Annotated in this window: 13 protein-coding genes; 10 read left to right on the plus strand and 3 right to left on the minus strand. The window is 69.8% G+C overall.

Annotation, left to right across the window (positions count from 1 at the left end; genetic code table 11):
- The first annotated feature begins 179 nt into the window (after window positions 1-179).
- On the plus strand, window positions 180-719 hold the full coding sequence (locus HR086_RS34610) for a hypothetical protein (RefSeq protein ID WP_254614155.1): 540 nt from the start codon (window positions 180-182) through the stop codon (window positions 717-719).
- 7 nt (window positions 720-726) lie between these two features.
- On the opposite strand, the gene HR086_RS34615 is transcribed toward HR086_RS34610, so the two are convergent.
- Window positions 727-1,272, minus strand: coding sequence for a hypothetical protein (locus HR086_RS34615; RefSeq protein WP_174467769.1), 546 nt, complete (start codon window positions 1,270-1,272; stop codon window positions 727-729).
- Between the two features lie 15 nt (window positions 1,273-1,287).
- Window positions 1,288-1,920 (minus strand): hypothetical protein, encoded by a 633-nt coding sequence (locus HR086_RS34620; RefSeq protein ID WP_141645040.1) that lies wholly within the window; start codon window positions 1,918-1,920, stop codon window positions 1,288-1,290.
- 285 nt (window positions 1,921-2,205) lie between these two features.
- Between HR086_RS34620 and HR086_RS34625 the strand changes: the two genes are divergently transcribed.
- The 3 genes from HR086_RS34625 (at window position 2,206) to HR086_RS34635 (ending at window position 7,449) form a co-directional block, all read left to right on the plus strand.
- Window positions 2,206-3,087 carry an OmpA family protein gene (locus tag HR086_RS34625; RefSeq protein ID WP_174467770.1) on the plus strand — a complete coding sequence of 294 codons (882 nt, stop codon included), beginning with the start codon at window positions 2,206-2,208 and terminating at the stop codon, window positions 3,085-3,087.
- Window positions 3,088-3,123: 36 nt separating this feature from the next.
- Window positions 3,124-5,796, plus strand: coding sequence for an N-acetylmuramoyl-L-alanine amidase (locus tag HR086_RS34630; protein ID WP_174467771.1), 2,673 nt, complete (start codon window positions 3,124-3,126; stop codon window positions 5,794-5,796).
- A 189-nt stretch (window positions 5,797-5,985) separates the two neighbouring features.
- Window positions 5,986-7,449 (plus strand): hypothetical protein, encoded by a 1,464-nt coding sequence (locus HR086_RS34635; RefSeq protein WP_174467772.1) that lies wholly within the window; start codon window positions 5,986-5,988, stop codon window positions 7,447-7,449.
- A gap of 34 nt (window positions 7,450-7,483) precedes the next feature.
- Here the strand turns inward: HR086_RS34635 and HR086_RS34640 are convergent, their stop codons facing one another.
- Complete coding sequence (locus HR086_RS34640) at window positions 7,484-9,742, minus strand: CocE/NonD family hydrolase (protein WP_174467773.1); 2,259 nt, start codon at window positions 9,740-9,742, stop codon at window positions 7,484-7,486.
- A 333-nt stretch (window positions 9,743-10,075) separates the two neighbouring features.
- On the opposite strand from HR086_RS34640, the gene HR086_RS34645 reads away from it, so the two are divergent.
- The 6 genes from HR086_RS34645 to HR086_RS34670 form a co-directional block, all read left to right on the plus strand.
- Entirely contained in the window at window positions 10,076-10,759 is a 684-nt protein-coding gene (locus HR086_RS34645; RefSeq protein ID WP_141645050.1) for a carboxypeptidase-like regulatory domain-containing protein, read from the plus strand.
- A gap of 1 nt (window position 10,760) precedes the next feature.
- On the plus strand, window positions 10,761-11,939 hold the full coding sequence (locus tag HR086_RS34650) for a phage tail sheath family protein (protein WP_141645051.1): 1,179 nt from the start codon (window positions 10,761-10,763) through the stop codon (window positions 11,937-11,939).
- Window positions 11,932-12,420: a phage tail protein gene (locus HR086_RS34655; protein ID WP_141645052.1), complete on the plus strand. Its 489-nt coding sequence runs from the start codon at window positions 11,932-11,934 to the stop codon at window positions 12,418-12,420. Before HR086_RS34650 ends, HR086_RS34655 begins: the two co-directional genes overlap by 8 nt.
- A complete protein-coding gene (locus HR086_RS34660; protein WP_174467774.1) occupies window positions 12,413-13,756 on the plus strand; it encodes a hypothetical protein in 1,344 nt (447 codons plus the stop codon). The genes HR086_RS34655 and HR086_RS34660 overlap by 8 nt, the downstream gene beginning before the upstream one ends.
- On the plus strand, window positions 13,756-14,505 hold the full coding sequence (locus HR086_RS34665) for a LysM peptidoglycan-binding domain-containing protein (protein WP_174467776.1): 750 nt from the start codon (window positions 13,756-13,758) through the stop codon (window positions 14,503-14,505). Before HR086_RS34660 ends, HR086_RS34665 begins: the two co-directional genes overlap by 1 nt.
- Window positions 14,502-15,735, plus strand: a 1,234-nt coding sequence (locus HR086_RS34670; RefSeq protein ID WP_174467775.1) for a phage baseplate assembly protein V, incomplete at its 3' end; no start/stop codon positions are given. The genes HR086_RS34665 and HR086_RS34670, both read left to right, overlap by 4 nt.

The following is a 15,735-nucleotide window of genomic DNA, read 5'->3' on the forward strand; positions in this document are numbered from 1 at the left end:
CCGTCTCCCTCGGGCCCCCCGGCCGCCCCGGCCGCTTGTCCGCCTCCACGCCCCTGGCCTTCGTGCCGTCGCGGCTCACCATCGTGCGCTCCGACTCATTGCGTGATAGAAAAAGAGTGACCAAATAGTCATGATATTGAGGGCGGGGAGTCGGCCGGGCGCCCCGCTGGAGAGCGACGATGATCGGCATCCCTCTGGGCTGGGCGTACTCCAATTTTGGCGAATGGGCGCTGCACAAGTACGTGCTGCATGGCCTGGGTCGACACCGGGGAAGCTTCTGGGGCTTCCACTGGCACGAGCACCACCAGGCGTCCCGCAAGCACGACATGCTGGATGACCAGTACCTGCGCTCGCTGTGGACCTGGTCCGCGCAGACGAAGGAGCTCCTGGGGCTGGCCGCCGTCGCCCTGGCGCACGCGCCGCTGTTCCCGGTGGCCCCCTTCTTCGTGGGCACCGTGTGGGCGTGCGCGGTGAACTACTACCGCGTCCACCGCCGCGCGCACCTGGACCCCCAGTGGGCCCGGGAGCACCTGCCCTGGCACTACGACCACCACCTGGGCTCGGACCAGAACGCGAACTGGTGCGTGACGCACCCGTTCTTCGACAACCTGCTGGGCACGCGGCGCGAGTACCTGGGCGTGCAGCCCTCGGCCTCCACGGCGCCGGTGCCCATGGGCACGGGGGAGCGCCTGACGTCCGCGTCCCCCGCGCACCCGTGACGCGGGGTTAGAAGACGAGGTCGAAGTAGTTCGCCTTGGCACGCACGCCCGCGCACGCCTCGATTCTCGCGTTCCAGTCGCGCGTGGGCAGCGAGCCCCGCGCCTCGAAGGTCAGCTCGAGCGCGTCCTCGCGGGCCATGTCCAGCAGGTTCACCGCGCCGCTGCCGGTGAGCCGGATGGACTGCGTGGGCGACGTGTTGGTGCGGCGGTACTCGCCAATGAGGATGCTCTCGCTGGTGCCCGGGCGGACCACGGAGACGCTGGCGCGCTCGATGCCACTCAGGTCCGTGCTGGACGTCACCTCGAAGCCCTTGAGCCGCAGCTCCGTCTCCACGTCGGTGTCCTGGGGGAGCACCTCGTCGAAGTCACCCAGCGGGAACTCCATCGAGTGCTCGATGCTGAGGGTGCCGGGGAAGGCCGCGGGGAAGTCGACGTCGGGCTCGGCCTTGCAGATCTCCTCGGCCTCCGCCTCGATGAAGAAGAGCGAGTCGCAGCCGGTGGCGACGAGCGCACAGGTGGAGAGCACCAGGGCGCGGAAGGAATTCGTTCGCATGGTGTGTCTCCAGACTCAGAAGAAATAGAAGAGGAATCCCACCTTCACGGAGGGGATGGTGGCGCGCACGGTGAGGTTTCGCGCGGTGATGTCCGACTCGTCCGTGGCGTCTTCGATGAGCGCGCTCGCGTCGTCCACGCCCATGCGCACGTAGCTCAGGCCCAGGTGCAGGAAGAAGTTGAACCGGTTGGCGGCGCCGATTTCGAGCCCCACGCTGCCGGCGACGTAGTCGTAGCTGATGTCGCGGATGGCGGACGTCGCCGACGTGGGCGTGGCGCCGAGCCAGTCCACCACGTCGTTGTAGTCGGAGCCGAAGTAGTGTCCGCCCTCCACGTTGATGGAGGGGGAGATGAACGTCTGCATCGGAAGGAGGCTGAGGCCGCCCCGAAACCCCAGGCTCAGCGTGTTGGTGGTGGGACCTGCTTGCAGCCGCAGCCAGGGCAGGGGCTTGAAGACCGCGGACACGCCGATGCCGTGGGGCGCGCCCGCATCCACCAGCAGTCCCAGTCGGTAGGGCTCCGCGCCCGCCGTCTCCTCCTGCGCGTGGGCGGCGGCCCCGGTGGCCACCGCCACGAGGCAGGCCAGGGCCGTGCCATGTCGTCGGAGGGATGCCGCACGTCGTCTCGTCGAAGGTGTTGCCATCGTCATGTGCTGTTCCACGAAGGATGTCCGGCCCGGCGAGCATCATTCGGCGGCGAGCGCGGAAACGGAAGTCGCGGGGATGAAAATGATGAGCCCTCACGGCCGAGGCGCGGAAAGCCCTGGGTTCCTGGCGCGAGGATTCTCGGTGGAGCGGAGCGCTGCCGCGTCATGCGGGGCAGGCAGGCGCGAGCCACCCGCGCGCGTCGACTTCTTGCTGGAGGGACTCGCACGCGCGGTGAAGGAACGATTAGAGTTCAACTTCCAACAACAGCGGTCCGGGGGGGGGCGAGGATGTCTCACAGCAAGGTCACCGCGCGGAAACTCACATCGGGCCTCGGATTGCCCACGGGCGAAGCCCACACCCTGGTCCTCAAGCGTCGCGCGGCCGTCGTGGTGGAGTTGGACGACCTCAACTTCCACTCCGGCAGCGCCGTGCTGCTGCCCGCGCCTCACGCGCGCGAGAACTGGCGCGAGGGCCACACGGGCGGACTGACGTGTGTCATCCGCGCGCTCGAGTATGCGCTGGAGAAGAAGCAGACGCTGCTTGTCGCAGGGCACACCGACAGCGTCGGAGGGGATGGCTCCAACCGCGCCTTGTCGAAGGCCCGCGCGCAGAACGTCCATGACTTCCTGACGGGCGACAAGGCGGGCTGGGCCTCCTCGTGCGCCGAGCACACGGTGCAGGACTACCAGACGGTCCTCACCTGGGTGGCGGACGAGTACGGCTGGAACTGCGATCCGGGTGGCATCGATGGCCAGCACGGCAAGCGCACCACGGCGGCGCTCGAGGCGTTCCGCAAGGCCGTGGAGGCCGCGCACGGCTCGAAGCCGCCGGACTCCCGCGCGCCGGGCGTGGAGGATTGGAAGGCCGTCTTCCAACTCTATGAGACGTATGTCGCGGGCCGCGTGGACCTGAAAGCCGCGCGGGGTGCGCTGAGCTTCGCCACGCCCGCGGTGCTCGGGTGCGGCGAGGACTGGCCCATCGAAGGCCAGGGCCAGGACAACCTTCGCTCCCAGGTCAACCGACGCGTGGAACTGGTCTTCTTCGAGGAGCCGCCGCCGGACTTCTCGCGCCAGAGTCCTCCGGGCGCGCAACTCTACGGGGCCCAGGGCGGCTACCAGCGCAGCTATCTGCCCATCACCCCGCGCCACACCTTCTTCTTCTCTGTCTGAGGCGGCCGTCCTGCCTTCAGCTCGCGTGGAGCCATCATGCCCGTTCCGGAAGTCCTGAGACTCTACGGACGTACCGATGTGTTGACCGCGGTGGGAGACCAGCAGCCGCCCACCAGCACTCCGGCCTGGAACGCGGCGACGCGCCACCGGAACGTCACGCGGACCATCACCCTGCACTACACCCACGGCTGGGTGGCGGGGAACTGGCAGGCGCCCGCCACGGACTGGTACGGCGCCACCTTCAACATCGACCTGGATGGGACGCTGTTCCAGTGCGAGGAGATGATTGTCCGCACCAACCACGTGGGCGGTGCGCCCGACTTCTCCGGGCAGTACAGCTTCGTCAACCTCACGTCCATCGGCGTGGAGCTGGCGCGCTTCGGCAAGATTCAGCAGGGCCCCGCGCTCTACAGCGTCAATGGCTATCCCGGCATCGACTTCCAGACCGTGACGACCTTCCCGGACGAGTGTAATTACAGCACCCATCCGGGCTCGAAGACGGGCGGCACGCGCCGGTACAAGCTGGGCAAAATCAATGGCGGGACGGTGCTCCAGAGTACCAGCGCCAGCCGCTCCTACTACTACATCAAGGTCGCGACGTTCGACGACGAGCGCAATGACAACCGCGCCACGTACCCGCTGGACGTGCTCTTCACCGAGGAGCAGTACCAGACGCTGGTGAAGTGGGCGAAGTGCATGTGCGAGATGAATCGCATTCCCAAGGCCTTCCTGCTGCATCCGGCCACCGGCGTCGAGCAACCCTGGATTGACGTTCAGGACCTCATCGAGCTCAACACGCCCGCGGTGCTCCAGAACAAGGAGCGGGTGCGCTCCTTCCAGGGAATCATCGGGCACAACAACATCCAGGCGGACCGCTCGGACCCGGGCGCGTCCATGGACTTCTACCGGCTCAAGCGCGGCGTCAGCGACGAGTGGTGGTACCCCGTCAACCTGGACGACACGACGCGGGCGCTGAACTACCTCGAGACGGCGCGCTCCGCCGACTACATCGCGATGACGGCGTACAACGTCGCAAGCCGTCGCGTGGACTACTTCACCGAATGCGAGGGCACGGGCGGCGGCTACTTCCCGGTGGGCCTCAATCGTTTGTGGCACGGCGGCATCCACCTCCCCTCGGGGGAGAACGCGCGGCCCGTCTATGCCATGGCCAACGGCCGCATCGTCGCCGCGCGGGTCGTCAACGGGCTGGTGCAGGGAGTCGAGCCTCGCTACAGCCGCTGCTTCGTGCTCGTGCGTCATGAAGTGCACGTGCGCGAGGACGCGAACCGCGAGGGGGAAATCGACTACGGGGCGGACTCCACGGAGACCGTCTATTCGCTCTACATGCACCTGCGACCGCAGGTGATTGCGCGCAGCGACGCGGGGGCCGCGGTGGTCGACTACGCGGCGCATCCGGACTGGCTCAATCACTACTTCATCGACCATCCGACGGACCAGGCGCCCGACAACGGCGACATCTTCTATCCCGACCAGACCGTGCTGCTCAGTGACCTGGTGGGCCACTCGGGCACGTACATCACCGGGATGGATGCCACCGGGCCCGTGTATGGGCCCACGGTGCATGTGGAGGTCTTCACCACCGCGGATGTGTCCCGGTTCGCCGACAGCCCGTGGGTGGATGCGGCCAACCGGATGGAGGACACCACGGAGGACCTGGTCTGTGATTTGCCCGCGCTGGATGACTGGCTCCAGGGGCGGGGTTATCCGCCCATCACCCAGGTTGATGTCCGCACGGCGGTGAGCGACTTGCGCCAGGTGGCCGTGCGCTTCCGCAGCGAGTGGAGCCTGCAGACGCGTGAGCAGCTCACGCAGACCATCGTCGTGGGGCAGCCGGCCGTCGAGGTGGCGCTGACGCAGGCGCTCACCAACGAGCAGTGGGAGGCGAACATCCGGCCTCTATGCTTCCACACGGACATGCAGGGCGTCGCCACCGAGGCCGTCATCGGGCCCTTCCTGGGCGACTCGCATGTCTGGCACCTGCACCCGCTCGTGTTCATGCAGTGGATGAACGAGCGCGTCGCGCGGCACGAGCAGATTCTCCGCTCCCAGGACAAGACGCGTGGACAGGTGACGAGCACCATCGCCGTGGAGAACGGGTACGTGGTGCGCTTCGTGAACCCCGTCCCCTCCGTGGCGCCGCCCCAGGGGTACGCGGAGGTCCGGTGGAACGACAACCTCTACGAAGTCACGGTGGACCGGCTCTGTGATTTGACGGCGCTGGCCGCGGCGCCGCAGCAGACGACGCGCTTCCGGATGCGCCTGCTGGATGCCCTGGAGATGATCAACGACCGCCAGCACGGCGTCACGGTGCTGCTGAGCCATGTGGCGGTGGAGGTCAACGCGCTGAGCGCTCGGGCGGGACGGCACCTCGCGGGGAACGCGGTGGATGTCCGCCCTGGTAACGGAACCACGGTGGCGGCCTGGTACGAGTTCATCCAGACGGTGCGGCGCGTGGTGACGTATCTGAACAACCGCGAGGGCGTGGGCTCGGTGGAGATGGAGATGTTGCAGGACGCCGACGGTGCGACCCGCCCCCAGGTGGACGCGACGGCCAACAGCCGGGAGTGGCTGACGCGGCTGCTCGCGGCGACGGCCGCCACGGACGCGCAGTTGACGGCCGTCACGCCCGGGTTCGCGACGCTCCAGGCGGAGCTGGGGCAGATGCGCCTCCACCTGCACGCGCCTTGAGGTCGGTGACAAGATGGTCCCCATGAGCGCGAGCCAGGAACGACAACGCCCCGAGTGGGGTCCGTCACGGCGAGTGGTTCCGTGCCGGAGGCCCGGCGCAATCCCGAGTCGCTCTGGAGTCGAGGGAGGTCGTCCATGGGGCGTCGGGTGAGTGTGGTTTCGCGAGGGGCGGGTCGTCTGTGGGAGGGCATGGCGTGGCGTCTGGCGCTGGGGTGGATGGTGGCGGTGTTGCCGCTGCTGACCGGTGCCTGTCGGCAGGCGGTCGCCGCGGAATCGTCCTCGACGACGCCAGGGCTTCAGCAGCGGACCTCGGTGGCGACGCCTGGCACCGCGCCGTCCACGTCGGCGCCAGTGGTTCAGCCGCGAACCGTGGGGACGTCGCTTGCCGGCGCGACCACGGGTGCGGTGCCTTCACAAACCGGGGGGACCTCATCCTCCGCCCCGTCCTCTCCATCCCCAGCGGGCCCGGCGCTGCTCGGTGTGAACCCCGCGCAGGCCCTCCAGGACACGGAGTCGGCGCTGCAGCCCGTGCGCGCGGCTGTCGGACGCAAGGACTTCATTGCGGCGGCACGGGACATCGAAGCGCTCCTCCAGGCGGACCTGCCGCGCTTTGTCTCCCTCTGGGCGACGGACCCGGGGCTCGCGCCGCTGCGTGACAGCGAGCCGGGACGGGCGTTGGCCGCGCGGCTGCCTCGGCTCGAGGCTTCCTGGCGGACCGCGCTGACACAGGGCCTTCCCGTGGTGTGGTGGAAGCCCGCGGCGCCACGGAGCGAGGAGGGCGACGACTCGGGAGCGTTCACGACGCCGCCTCCCGCGGTGCTCCGTGCGGGCGTCTATCTGCCCAAGCAGGGCCGCTTCGTGCCGGCGGGACCGCTGGAGCCCGGCGCCATCACCGCGCGCCTGTCGACCGACCGCGCGAGTGTGCTGCTGGTCCGAGGGGCACTGGGGTTGGGCCTGACGTCGATGCTCACGGACCTGGAGGTAAGCGTCCGTGATGCCGTCACAGGGAGCCCGATGACTCCCGTGCGGAGCCCCACTCCGGACTATCGCGGCCCCCAGGCGCTCCAGTGGAGCGAAGTCCGAGGCAAGTGGGCCTTCCGCGTCCAGAACGGTGACCAGACCAATCCCACACAACCCCAGTTCAGTGGGTGGCGTGACGTGGCCACTGAGAGCGGTCATCGCAATCGTTCCGTGTCGGCCCAGGGTGAACTGGTCTCCGAGGGCTCGGTGCTCATCGGGTTCCCCGACGGCTGGATGAGGGACGGGGGGAAACTCGTCGAGCAGTCGACGCAGCGGAGCATCCCGCACGACACCGTGCCCGCGAAGCACCCCTTCCTCCAGGCGGTGACGGTGGGTGATGCGGTCTGGGTGTCGTCCGTGGAGTCCTGGTGCGATGCCTCGACGCCGGAGCCGACGAGCATCCTGCGCCATGTCGTGGAACGCGTCGCTCGCGACAACAAGCGCGTGCGCATCCACGAAGGGTCGGGCGGCGCCTCGCTGATGTCGCTGCCGGATGGTGGCCTCATCATCCAGGTCGACAAGGAGGCGCGGCTGGTGCCCGCGAATGTGACGACGTGGAAGGCCGCGACGGCCTTGCCGGAAGGCGTGCTCCTGACCACGCCGCTCCAGCCCAAGGTCTGTCACGCGCTCTGACGCCGTCCGCCTGTGTCGGGAGGCAGAAGTCGGCTCAGGGGGCCGGAGGCTCCCGCCATAGGGGCAGGGTGATGCGGCTTCCACCGAGCCAGGTGATGTCGAGCGGAACCTTCGCGTCGGCGATGGACTCGCTGCTGACGTCCTTGCCGGTGCCGTAGTTGACCTGTGACTGCGCCTGCTTGTTGATGGCGAGCACGATGACGACCTGGCTCCCCGCTTCGAGCTTGCGGCTGGTCATCCTGCCGCTCTGGAACGTCAGGCGCTGGGGCTTGCCCGGCGTGAGCAGTCGTCGCTGGGCGCGGTCCGCGACGTAGCTGGCACGCGCCAGCACGTACGACAGGTAGAAGTACTCACCCCCCTTGGTGCGCTCGAAGAGCACCACGTTGAAGTCGAAGTCCTTCTTGTTGGTGATGAAGTCGAGCTGCCCTGAGAACAGGCCGCTGACCTCCACGGGCGCATCGAGCGGCTCGCTGACGAAGGTGAAACCGTTGCGCGCGTCCATGGTGGTGTCGACGATGCGCGCGGGCTCGGAGTGTCTTCCCTCCGAGCGGTCCTTCAGGTCCACGCGCTGACGGAGCACCGTGCCCGGCGCGGGCGGCTTGAGGGCCAGCCGGTGCGCGTCACCCGAGGGCGCGGGGTCCAGGTACAGCTCCAGCGAGGCATTGCTCAAGGCCTGGAGACCCGGCGCGTGCTTCCACGTGTTCGTGCCCATCACCTGGTGGTTGATGCGGTCCTTGAGCAGCTCGGGCCGGGGCCCCTTGCGCAGCACGTGGTTCAACCACTGGTAGCGCAGCTCCATCACGTCGAGCCGGGCGACGGGGTCGATGCGGTAGCCCATCAGCTCATCGCTGGAGACGCGCTGCGCGCCGACATGGTCATACGGCCCGATGACGAACGTGTGGTTCGCGTCCTTCGCGTACTTGAGGTGCTCGGTGAGGTAATACATCGCGCTCAGCGAGCAGCCGTCGTAGTAGCCCGTGGTGGTGAGGACAGGGATGCGGATGCGCGCGAACTCCTCGCGATACGGAATCATCTTCCGCCAGTAGCCGTCGTAGCCCGGGTGCTTCAGCCAGCGCTGGTAGAAGGGATTGGGACGGCCATCCAGCCGCTCCAGCGCGCGGTAGGGCTCGCCGCTCGCGAACCAGCGCTCGTCGAGCGCGTCCCACCGCGCGCCATCGAAGTAGTCCGCGTCCGCCAGCCCCTTGTCGAGCGTGACGTAGCGCGGCCACTTGTAGAAGAAGCTCTGGAAGACGTTGCCCTGCATCGGCACATCGATGCCCGGCGCGACCGGGACCGACGGCATGATGGTCTTCAACGCCGGGTGCCCGTGCTTCGCCGCCGCCCACTGGGTGAAGCCTTCATAGCTGCCGCCGAACATGCCGACCTGACCATCGCTCCACGGCTGACGGCTCACCCAGTCGATGACGGCGGTGGCGTCGGCGCCGTCGTGCTCGAAGGGTACGGGGGCCTGGGGACTGCCTCGCTTGCCGCGCGTGTTCGCCGTCACGCCCGCGAAGCCATTCGCCGCCGAGCGCACGGCCTCGCGAACGTTGTCGTCCTGGGCGTAGATGGTGAAGGACATCGCCGTGGGCAACGGCCCTGACGCCTTCCGGGGCCGCGCCACGATGACGGACACCGAGGCGCCATCCGGCGTGCGCACCAGGAGGTCTCGCTCGATGACGTAGCGACGCGCGTCGTCCTCGGCCCACAGGGCGTCGGCCTGGGGGAGCAGCTCCTGGAAGGACTGGTGCACCTGGTACAGCCGCACCAGCTCCAGGGCCTGGGCCAGCGAGACGCGGCCTGACTTCCGCGCGTCCTCGACCCCGGCCTCCAGCTCTCTCCGCGCGCGCTCCAGGTCGAACCGGAACATGCCCGTGGCCTGGAAGGCCGCCCGGTCATCCAAGGCGCCGAATGTCTGTTGGAAGGCCGTGCTCAGCGCCTGTGCATACGGCGTCCCGTGGGTCGCCTGTTCGAGCTTCGCCCGCGAGTGGGCCTCGTATTGAAGGAAGGTGATGCCCTTCACGGGCGACTTCATCTCGCGCAAGGGCCGCAGGGCTCGAATGGACTCGAGCGCGCCCGCGAAGTCTCCCGCTACGAGCTGGAGTCGGAACACGTGTCCCAGGCGCGTGTCGGCGTCCTGCTCCGGGTACTGCGCCAGCACCTGCCTCGCGAGGGCGGGCATGGCCTGGGCCAGGACGTCGGGGGCCGCGGAGGTGGGAGCGGCGAAGTCGCGAGGCTGGGCCTGGGCGACGGTGACGAGGAGGAGGAGGGGAAGACAGAACAGTCGGGGCATGGAGGCTCGGCGAAGGGTCGCGAAGATAACGCTCCCGCGCCATCTCCTGGTGGCCCCGCATGCGTGGATTTCTTCACGGACATGAGCGTCCACCGGGGCCTCTCACGGTGGAGGTGTGCGGGGAGCCCACCCGTTCGGTTCACGAGTTCGCGTTGGCTGTGTGTTCCGTCCGACGAAGCGCGTGTTGTTGGAGAGGGCGTGTTGGGACCGCGACGGCGGCTCCATCCTTCGGACCAGTTACCGTTCCCCGCAGCCGATGCGACCTTGCGAGCCCGGACGTCACTGGCGATGCAGGAAGCTGAGCGCCGGCCCAGGGCCTTCGGGGGGGACCGGATGATCGACGAAGTCGATCTGCGATTGAAGTCGTGGGCAGGCCGCATCTCCGGCGACGCACCCGTGTACCTGGGCGTGCCGGACCGCGACGCCGTCGAGCGCGGCGTGTGCCTGTACCTCTTGGAGCTGGGGCCCGCGCCTCCCGCGAGAGGCGGACGCCGCGTGCCGCTCCAGATTTCCGTCTGCTACCTCGTCACCGTGGGCGCCGAGTCGCCTGAACTCGCCCACCGGCTGCTCGGGGAGCTGGTCTTCGCGGCCATGGAGGAAGCCGAGTTCGAGGTGGACCTCACCCCCGTGCCCGCCAGTGTCTGGGCGGGGCTGCGCATCCCCCCGCGTCCCGGCTTCCGGCTGCGCCTGCCCGTGCGACGCGAGCGTCCGCAACCCGTGGTCCACCGGGTGCGCTTCCCCATCGTCACCCAGGCGGTGCCCGCCGAGGCGCTGCTGGGCTGTGTCGTCGGTCCCGGTGACGTGCCCATTCCGGGCGCGCTGGTGGAATTGCCCGGGCTGAGCCTGGCCACGCGCACGGACGACAAGGGCTGCTTTCGTTTTCCCCGCGTGCCGCCAGTGGCCACGCTGGGGCGGCTGGAGGTGCGAGCGAAGGGGGAGTTGCTCGCGCTGGGTCCGGAGGCGCTCGCCTCCGAGCCCCAACCGCTGCTCATTCGCTTGCCGCTGAAGGAGGACTGACGTGCCGAACTACCTGACGCCCGGCGTCTATGTGGAGGAGGTTCCCAGTGGGACACGCTCCATCCAGGGCGTGGGCACCACCACCGCGGCCTTCGTTGGCCGGGCGCCCGCCAGGGATGCTCGGCTCCATGAGGCGGTGCCCGTCAATGGCTGGGCGCAGTTCGTGAAGGAGTTCGCGCCCCCCGGCTCTCCGGGCACCTCCCTGGCCCGCGCCGTGTACGGCTTCTTCGAGAACGGCGGCCGGCGCTGCTTCATCGTCAACATCGGCGACAGCGAGAGCGTCATCGGCGACGCGCGCAAGCGTCAGGGCGTGGCGGTGCTCGAAGAGGTCAGCGAGGTGGCCATGGTGGCCGCGCCCGGCTTCACGGACGCGGCGGCCTGGGATGCGCTCTTGTCCCACTGCGAGAAGATGCGGGACCGCATCGCCATCCTGGACGCGCCCGAGGACGTGGAGGAGGTGGAGCGGCTCACCAAGGTCTCCACCGGCGCGGAAGGCCCCGGCCTGCGCTGCCGCTTCTCCGACCAGGGCTACGGCGCCTTCTACTACCCGTGGTTCTCCACGCCGGACCCGCTCGGCGACGGCAAGGCCATGGTCAACGTGCCGCCCTCCGGGCACATCGCTGGCATCTACGCGCGCACGGACGTCACGCGAGGCGTGCACAAGGCCCCCGCCAATGAGGTGGTGCGCGGCGCCATGCGGCTGGTGCGCGACGTGACGCCCGAGGAGCAGGGCGAGCTCAACCAGGTGGGCGTCAACTGCATCCGCTACTTCCCGCGCGGCGGCATCCGCGTGTGGGGCGCGCGCACGGTGGCGGACGCCGCCAGCGAGTGGCGCTACGTCAACGTGCGCCGGCTCTTCAACTTCGTGGAGGAGTCCATCGCGCTGGGCACCAACTGGACGGTGTTCGAGCCGAATGACCCCACGCTGTGGAAGTCCATCCACCGCGACGTGAGCGCCTTCCTGCTGCGTCTGTGGCGCGACGGCGCGCTGATGGGACGCACCAAGGAAGAGGCGTTCTTCGTGCAGTGCGACGAACAGACGAACACGCAGGAGACCATCGACGCCGGCCAGGTCATCGCGGTCATCGGTCTGGCGCCGGTGAAGCCGGCGGAGTTCATCATCTTCCGCATCGGCCAGCACGCGGGCGGGGCGGAAGTGGAGGAGGTGTCGAATGGCTGAGGCCAAGGCCCCCGAGGCAGCCCCCCCGGAGCAGGAAGCGGGCGCCCAGCCCGGCGCGCTCGCGGACCCGTTCCGTGCGTACAACTTCAAGCTGCTCATCGACGGAGTGAACGAGGGACACTTCACCCAGTGCACCGGGCTGGAGGTCGAAGTCACCGCGCTGCACTACCGCGAGGGCGGAGCGGGCCCGGTGACGCGCAGGCTGGCGGGGCCCGTCACGCACGGCGACATGACGCTGCGCTACGGCGTCACCGTGTCACCCGAGCTGTGGAACTGGTTCCTCGCGTCGATGAACGGCGTGCCCCAGCGCAAGAACGTGTCGGTCCTGCTCCTGGACATGGATGGGGTGACGGAGAAGCTGCGCTGGAACCTCAATGAGGCGTGGCCGAAGAAGTGGCGGGCGGCGCCGCTGGATGCGCTCGGCCAGCAGATCGCCATCGACTCACTCACCCTCGTCTTCGAGTCCATCACCCGTGGCTGAGCCCACGCGCAGACCCGTGCCCGGCGCGTGGCTGCGTGCCGTCGCTCGGAAGATGAAGGCGTGGGCGGAGTCCGTGCTCTCCGAGGAGGAGAGCGACTTCGCCGCGGCGCTCGCCCAGGCGCGCGTGTCGCTGGACGCCCCACGTGCCGACGCGAGCCCGGACGGCGCCGAGGTTGCCCGTGTCCCCGCCGCGCCCGCCACCGTGACGGCGCCCGCGGTGGGGCTGGGGGCTCCGGAGCACTGGCTCCGCGATATCCAGGCGCGGCGCACCGGGGGGCCTCCCGCGGACTGGGTGGCCCGGGTGCGGAAGGTCGCGCCCCATCTCGTCGAGGGGCTTCCGGAAGCGGAGGCACCGCTGCCGGTGAGTGACGCCCACCTCTCGTTCCGCGCGCGGATGTTGCTCTCGGCATCGTCGAGCGCCGCGCCTTCCTCCGCGAGTGCTCCGTCATTGGCTCCTCCGCCCAGACGCGACGCCGCGCGTCCGTCAGCCGGCCCCGAGCGGGTCTCGCACCGTCCCGCCGCGCAAGCGCCCTCGGAGAAGGGGCCCTCCGCGTCGGCGCGCGGTGAAGGGGGCTCCGAGACGCCCGGGCGGCAGGGGCCCGTGGGTGTTCCTCGCGAGGCGCCTCGACACGCCTCGAAGGTGTCGCCCCTGTCGATGCCGAATCCCTTCGCTGCGCCATCGCCTCCGACGCCCGTTCCCATGGACGCGGGGCGGCTCCTGGCCGAGGTGGCCATCACCCCCACCCCGTCGTTGATGCATGGAGGACCGGCCTTCGCCAACCCGGTGATGGTGGCCTCCACTCCCGCGTCGCCCTCGGAGGTGTGCGTGCCGCCCCTGCGGGAAGAGGACCGCGAGCGGAACCTGTGCGCTTCGGGATATCCCCAAGGCATCTCCGCGTCCCAGGCGCTGGGGCTGCAAGGCGCCCCCGTGAAGGCGGCGCCCCCGGCGCCTCGGCGCGCAACGCCCCGGTTCACCGGCGAGCCGTGGGGGCCACGTCGACGTCAGGCCGAACTCCAGGAGGAGGCGCGCCCGGCGGTGCAGCGGGACGTGTCGCTGGAGCGCACACCCCCGTTCGCTCCCCGCACCTGGACGGAGGCAGAGGAGGACGGGAGGCGCGGCGCGAGCGCACGGGAGCAGGAGGAGGCTTCGACGGCGCGCTTCGCCACCCCCGTGAGGGAGGAGCCACCGGGTGCGCCCGAGGAATCGGCCACGGCCGACGCGGCTTCCTGGCCGGAGCTTCCGTCCGCCCTGGCCCCGGAATCTCCGGACGTCGCCCAGGAGCTCCGGCTCTGGACGCGGCTGCGCCGGCTCGAGCGCGAGCAGCGGGGTGAGTGATGGAGCGCGTGGCCTTCCTCATCGAGCCCGGCGGTGAGCGCATCGGGTGTCTGCTCAACCCGGAGACGCTCGTCGTGCGTCGAGAGGCGGGGCTGCGCCCGAGGCGCGCGCTGGGAGGCTCGCTGCCGTGGGGTGGGCCCGGAGACGACCCGCTGCTCTTCACCGGTGGCGGCACCACCGAGATGACGTTGGACCTGCTCTTCGATGTCTCGCTCTCCGGCTCCACCCTGGAGACGGAGGACGTGCGGGAGCTCACCGAGCCTTTGTGGCGCCTGGCGGAGAACGGCCTGCGAGAGGACGGCGGCATGCGCCCCTCGCTGGCGCGCATGGTGTGGGGCAAGCGGCTCAACTTCCTGGGCGTGGTGGCCGCCGTCGCGGAGCGACTGGAGCACTTCACGGCGACGGGGGCGCCGCGTCGCTCGTGGCTGCGCCTGCGCCTGGTGCGCGTGGAGGACGAGACGGGCCTCAGGGAGCCGGTGGAGCGTGGCGAGCCGCCAGACGCGGACGCCGTGGAAGCCGCCCTGACGCCTGAGGACTACGAGGCCCACACGGTGCTCGGGGCCGAAGAGGGGGACGACGGCACGCCGGCCTCCGGGCAGCGCCTGGATGAAATCGCGCACCAGCGCTACGGCGACCCGTCGATGTGGCGCCTCATCGCCGCGCTCAACGGCATCTCCGACCCCTCGCGCATTCCCGCCGGACAGGTGCTGCGCCTGCCCACGCCCGAAGCGCTCCGGAGGGTGATGTGAGCCAGTTGCGAGGGCTGCCCGAGCTGCGCATCGAGGTGGACGGCGCGCCGCTGCCGACGGGGGATTTGCGCTCGCTTGCGTCCATCCAGGTGTCGCAGCGACTGGCGCTGCCCACGCAGTGCGAGCTGACCTTCACCGACCCGCGCGGCGTCCTGGCGACCTCCGGTCTTCCTCCGGGGACCTCGCTGCGCGTCGCGGCCTCGTCGTCGCTGGAGGACCTCTTCCTGGGGGAGGTGACGGCCGTCGAGTTCTCGCATGCGCGAGGCGGCGCGCGCGAGGTGCGGGTGCGCGGCTATGACGTCCTGCACCGCCTGCGCAAGCGGCAGCCGGTGCGCGCGCACGTCCAGGTGACGCTGGAGGACCTGGCGAAAGAGCTCGTCTCTGGACTGGGGCTCTCCGTGAAGGCCGCGTCGTCCGGGCCGCTGTGGCGCTACCTCATCCAGCATGGCCAGTCAGATTTGGAGCTGCTGGTGGAGTACGCGGACCGCTGCGGGCTGTTCCCCATCCTCCACGGCGACACGCTGCGACTGGTGACGCTGGAGGGTGAGGGCACGCCCGTGTCGCTGCGGTTGGGCGAGTCGCTGCTGGAGGCCTCCATCGAGGTCAATGGCGACGCGGCCTGTCGCGAGGTGTCCGCCGAGGGTTGGGACGTGTTGCGCGCGGAGGCCCACGCGGGTCGCGCGGATGTGCCCCGGGTGGGACGGGACGTGGAGGCGGGAGTCTCGCCGGAGCGCGTGGGTGGCGAGTCGCGTCGCTCGTTGGTGGATGAGGCGGCGGAGGGCATCCCCCACGTCGAGTCCGCGGCGCAGGCGGAGCTGGACCACCGGGGCGCGCGCGAGGTGGTGCTCACCGGCCTTGCCGAGGGCGACGCGAGGCTGCGGCCCGGCGCGCGCGTGGACGTGGCGGGCGTGGACTCGCTGGTGGCGGGGCGCTACGTGCTCACCAGCGTCACGCACCGCATCGATGCCAGACAGGGCTTCGTCTCGGAGCTGTCCTCCGAGCCTCCCGCGCGAAGGCCCCGGGCGCGGGCGTCCGCGGTGACGCTGGGCATGGTGAGCCGGGTGGATGACCCGGATGGGCGCGGCCGCGTGCGGGCGACGCTGCCTTCGTATGGGGGCGTGGAGACGGACTGGATGCAGGTGCTGGCGGCGGGCGGCGGCTCCGGCAAGGGGCTGATGCTGCTGCCGGACGTGGGGGACACGGTGCTGCTCGCGCTGGGCGGAGAGGACC

Origin of the sequence: Myxococcus sp. CA039A, assembly GCF_013336645.1 — a bacterium.
GTDB classification, from domain to species: domain Bacteria; phylum Myxococcota; class Myxococcia; order Myxococcales; family Myxococcaceae; genus Myxococcus; species Myxococcus llanfairpwllgwyngyllgogerychwyrndrobwllllantysiliogogogochensis.

Bases quoted from the DNA above. Each gene is read 5' to 3' on its own strand.
- HR086_RS34665 (WP_174467776.1), top strand. From the start codon at position 13,756: ATGGAGCGCGTGGCCTTCCTCATCGAGCCCGGCGGTGAGCGCATCGGG.
- HR086_RS34635 (WP_174467772.1), top strand. From the start codon at position 5,986: ATGGCGTGGCGTCTGGCGCTGGGGTGGATGGTGGCGGTGTTGCCGCTG.
- HR086_RS34610 (WP_254614155.1), top strand. From the start codon at position 180: ATGATCGGCATCCCTCTGGGCTGGGCGTACTCCAATTTTGGCGAATGG.
- HR086_RS34640 (WP_174467773.1), bottom strand. From the start codon at position 9,742: ATGCCCCGACTGTTCTGTCTTCCCCTCCTCCTCCTCGTCACCGTCGCC.
- HR086_RS34625 (WP_174467770.1), top strand. From the start codon at position 2,206: ATGTCTCACAGCAAGGTCACCGCGCGGAAACTCACATCGGGCCTCGGA.
- HR086_RS34615 (WP_174467769.1), bottom strand. From the start codon at position 1,272: ATGCGAACGAATTCCTTCCGCGCCCTGGTGCTCTCCACCTGTGCGCTC.
- HR086_RS34620 (WP_141645040.1), bottom strand. From the start codon at position 1,920: ATGACGATGGCAACACCTTCGACGAGACGACGTGCGGCATCCCTCCGA.
- HR086_RS34645 (WP_141645050.1), top strand. From the start codon at position 10,076: ATGATCGACGAAGTCGATCTGCGATTGAAGTCGTGGGCAGGCCGCATC.
- HR086_RS34655 (WP_141645052.1), top strand. From the start codon at position 11,932: ATGGCTGAGGCCAAGGCCCCCGAGGCAGCCCCCCCGGAGCAGGAAGCG.
- HR086_RS34630 (WP_174467771.1), top strand. From the start codon at position 3,124: ATGCCCGTTCCGGAAGTCCTGAGACTCTACGGACGTACCGATGTGTTG.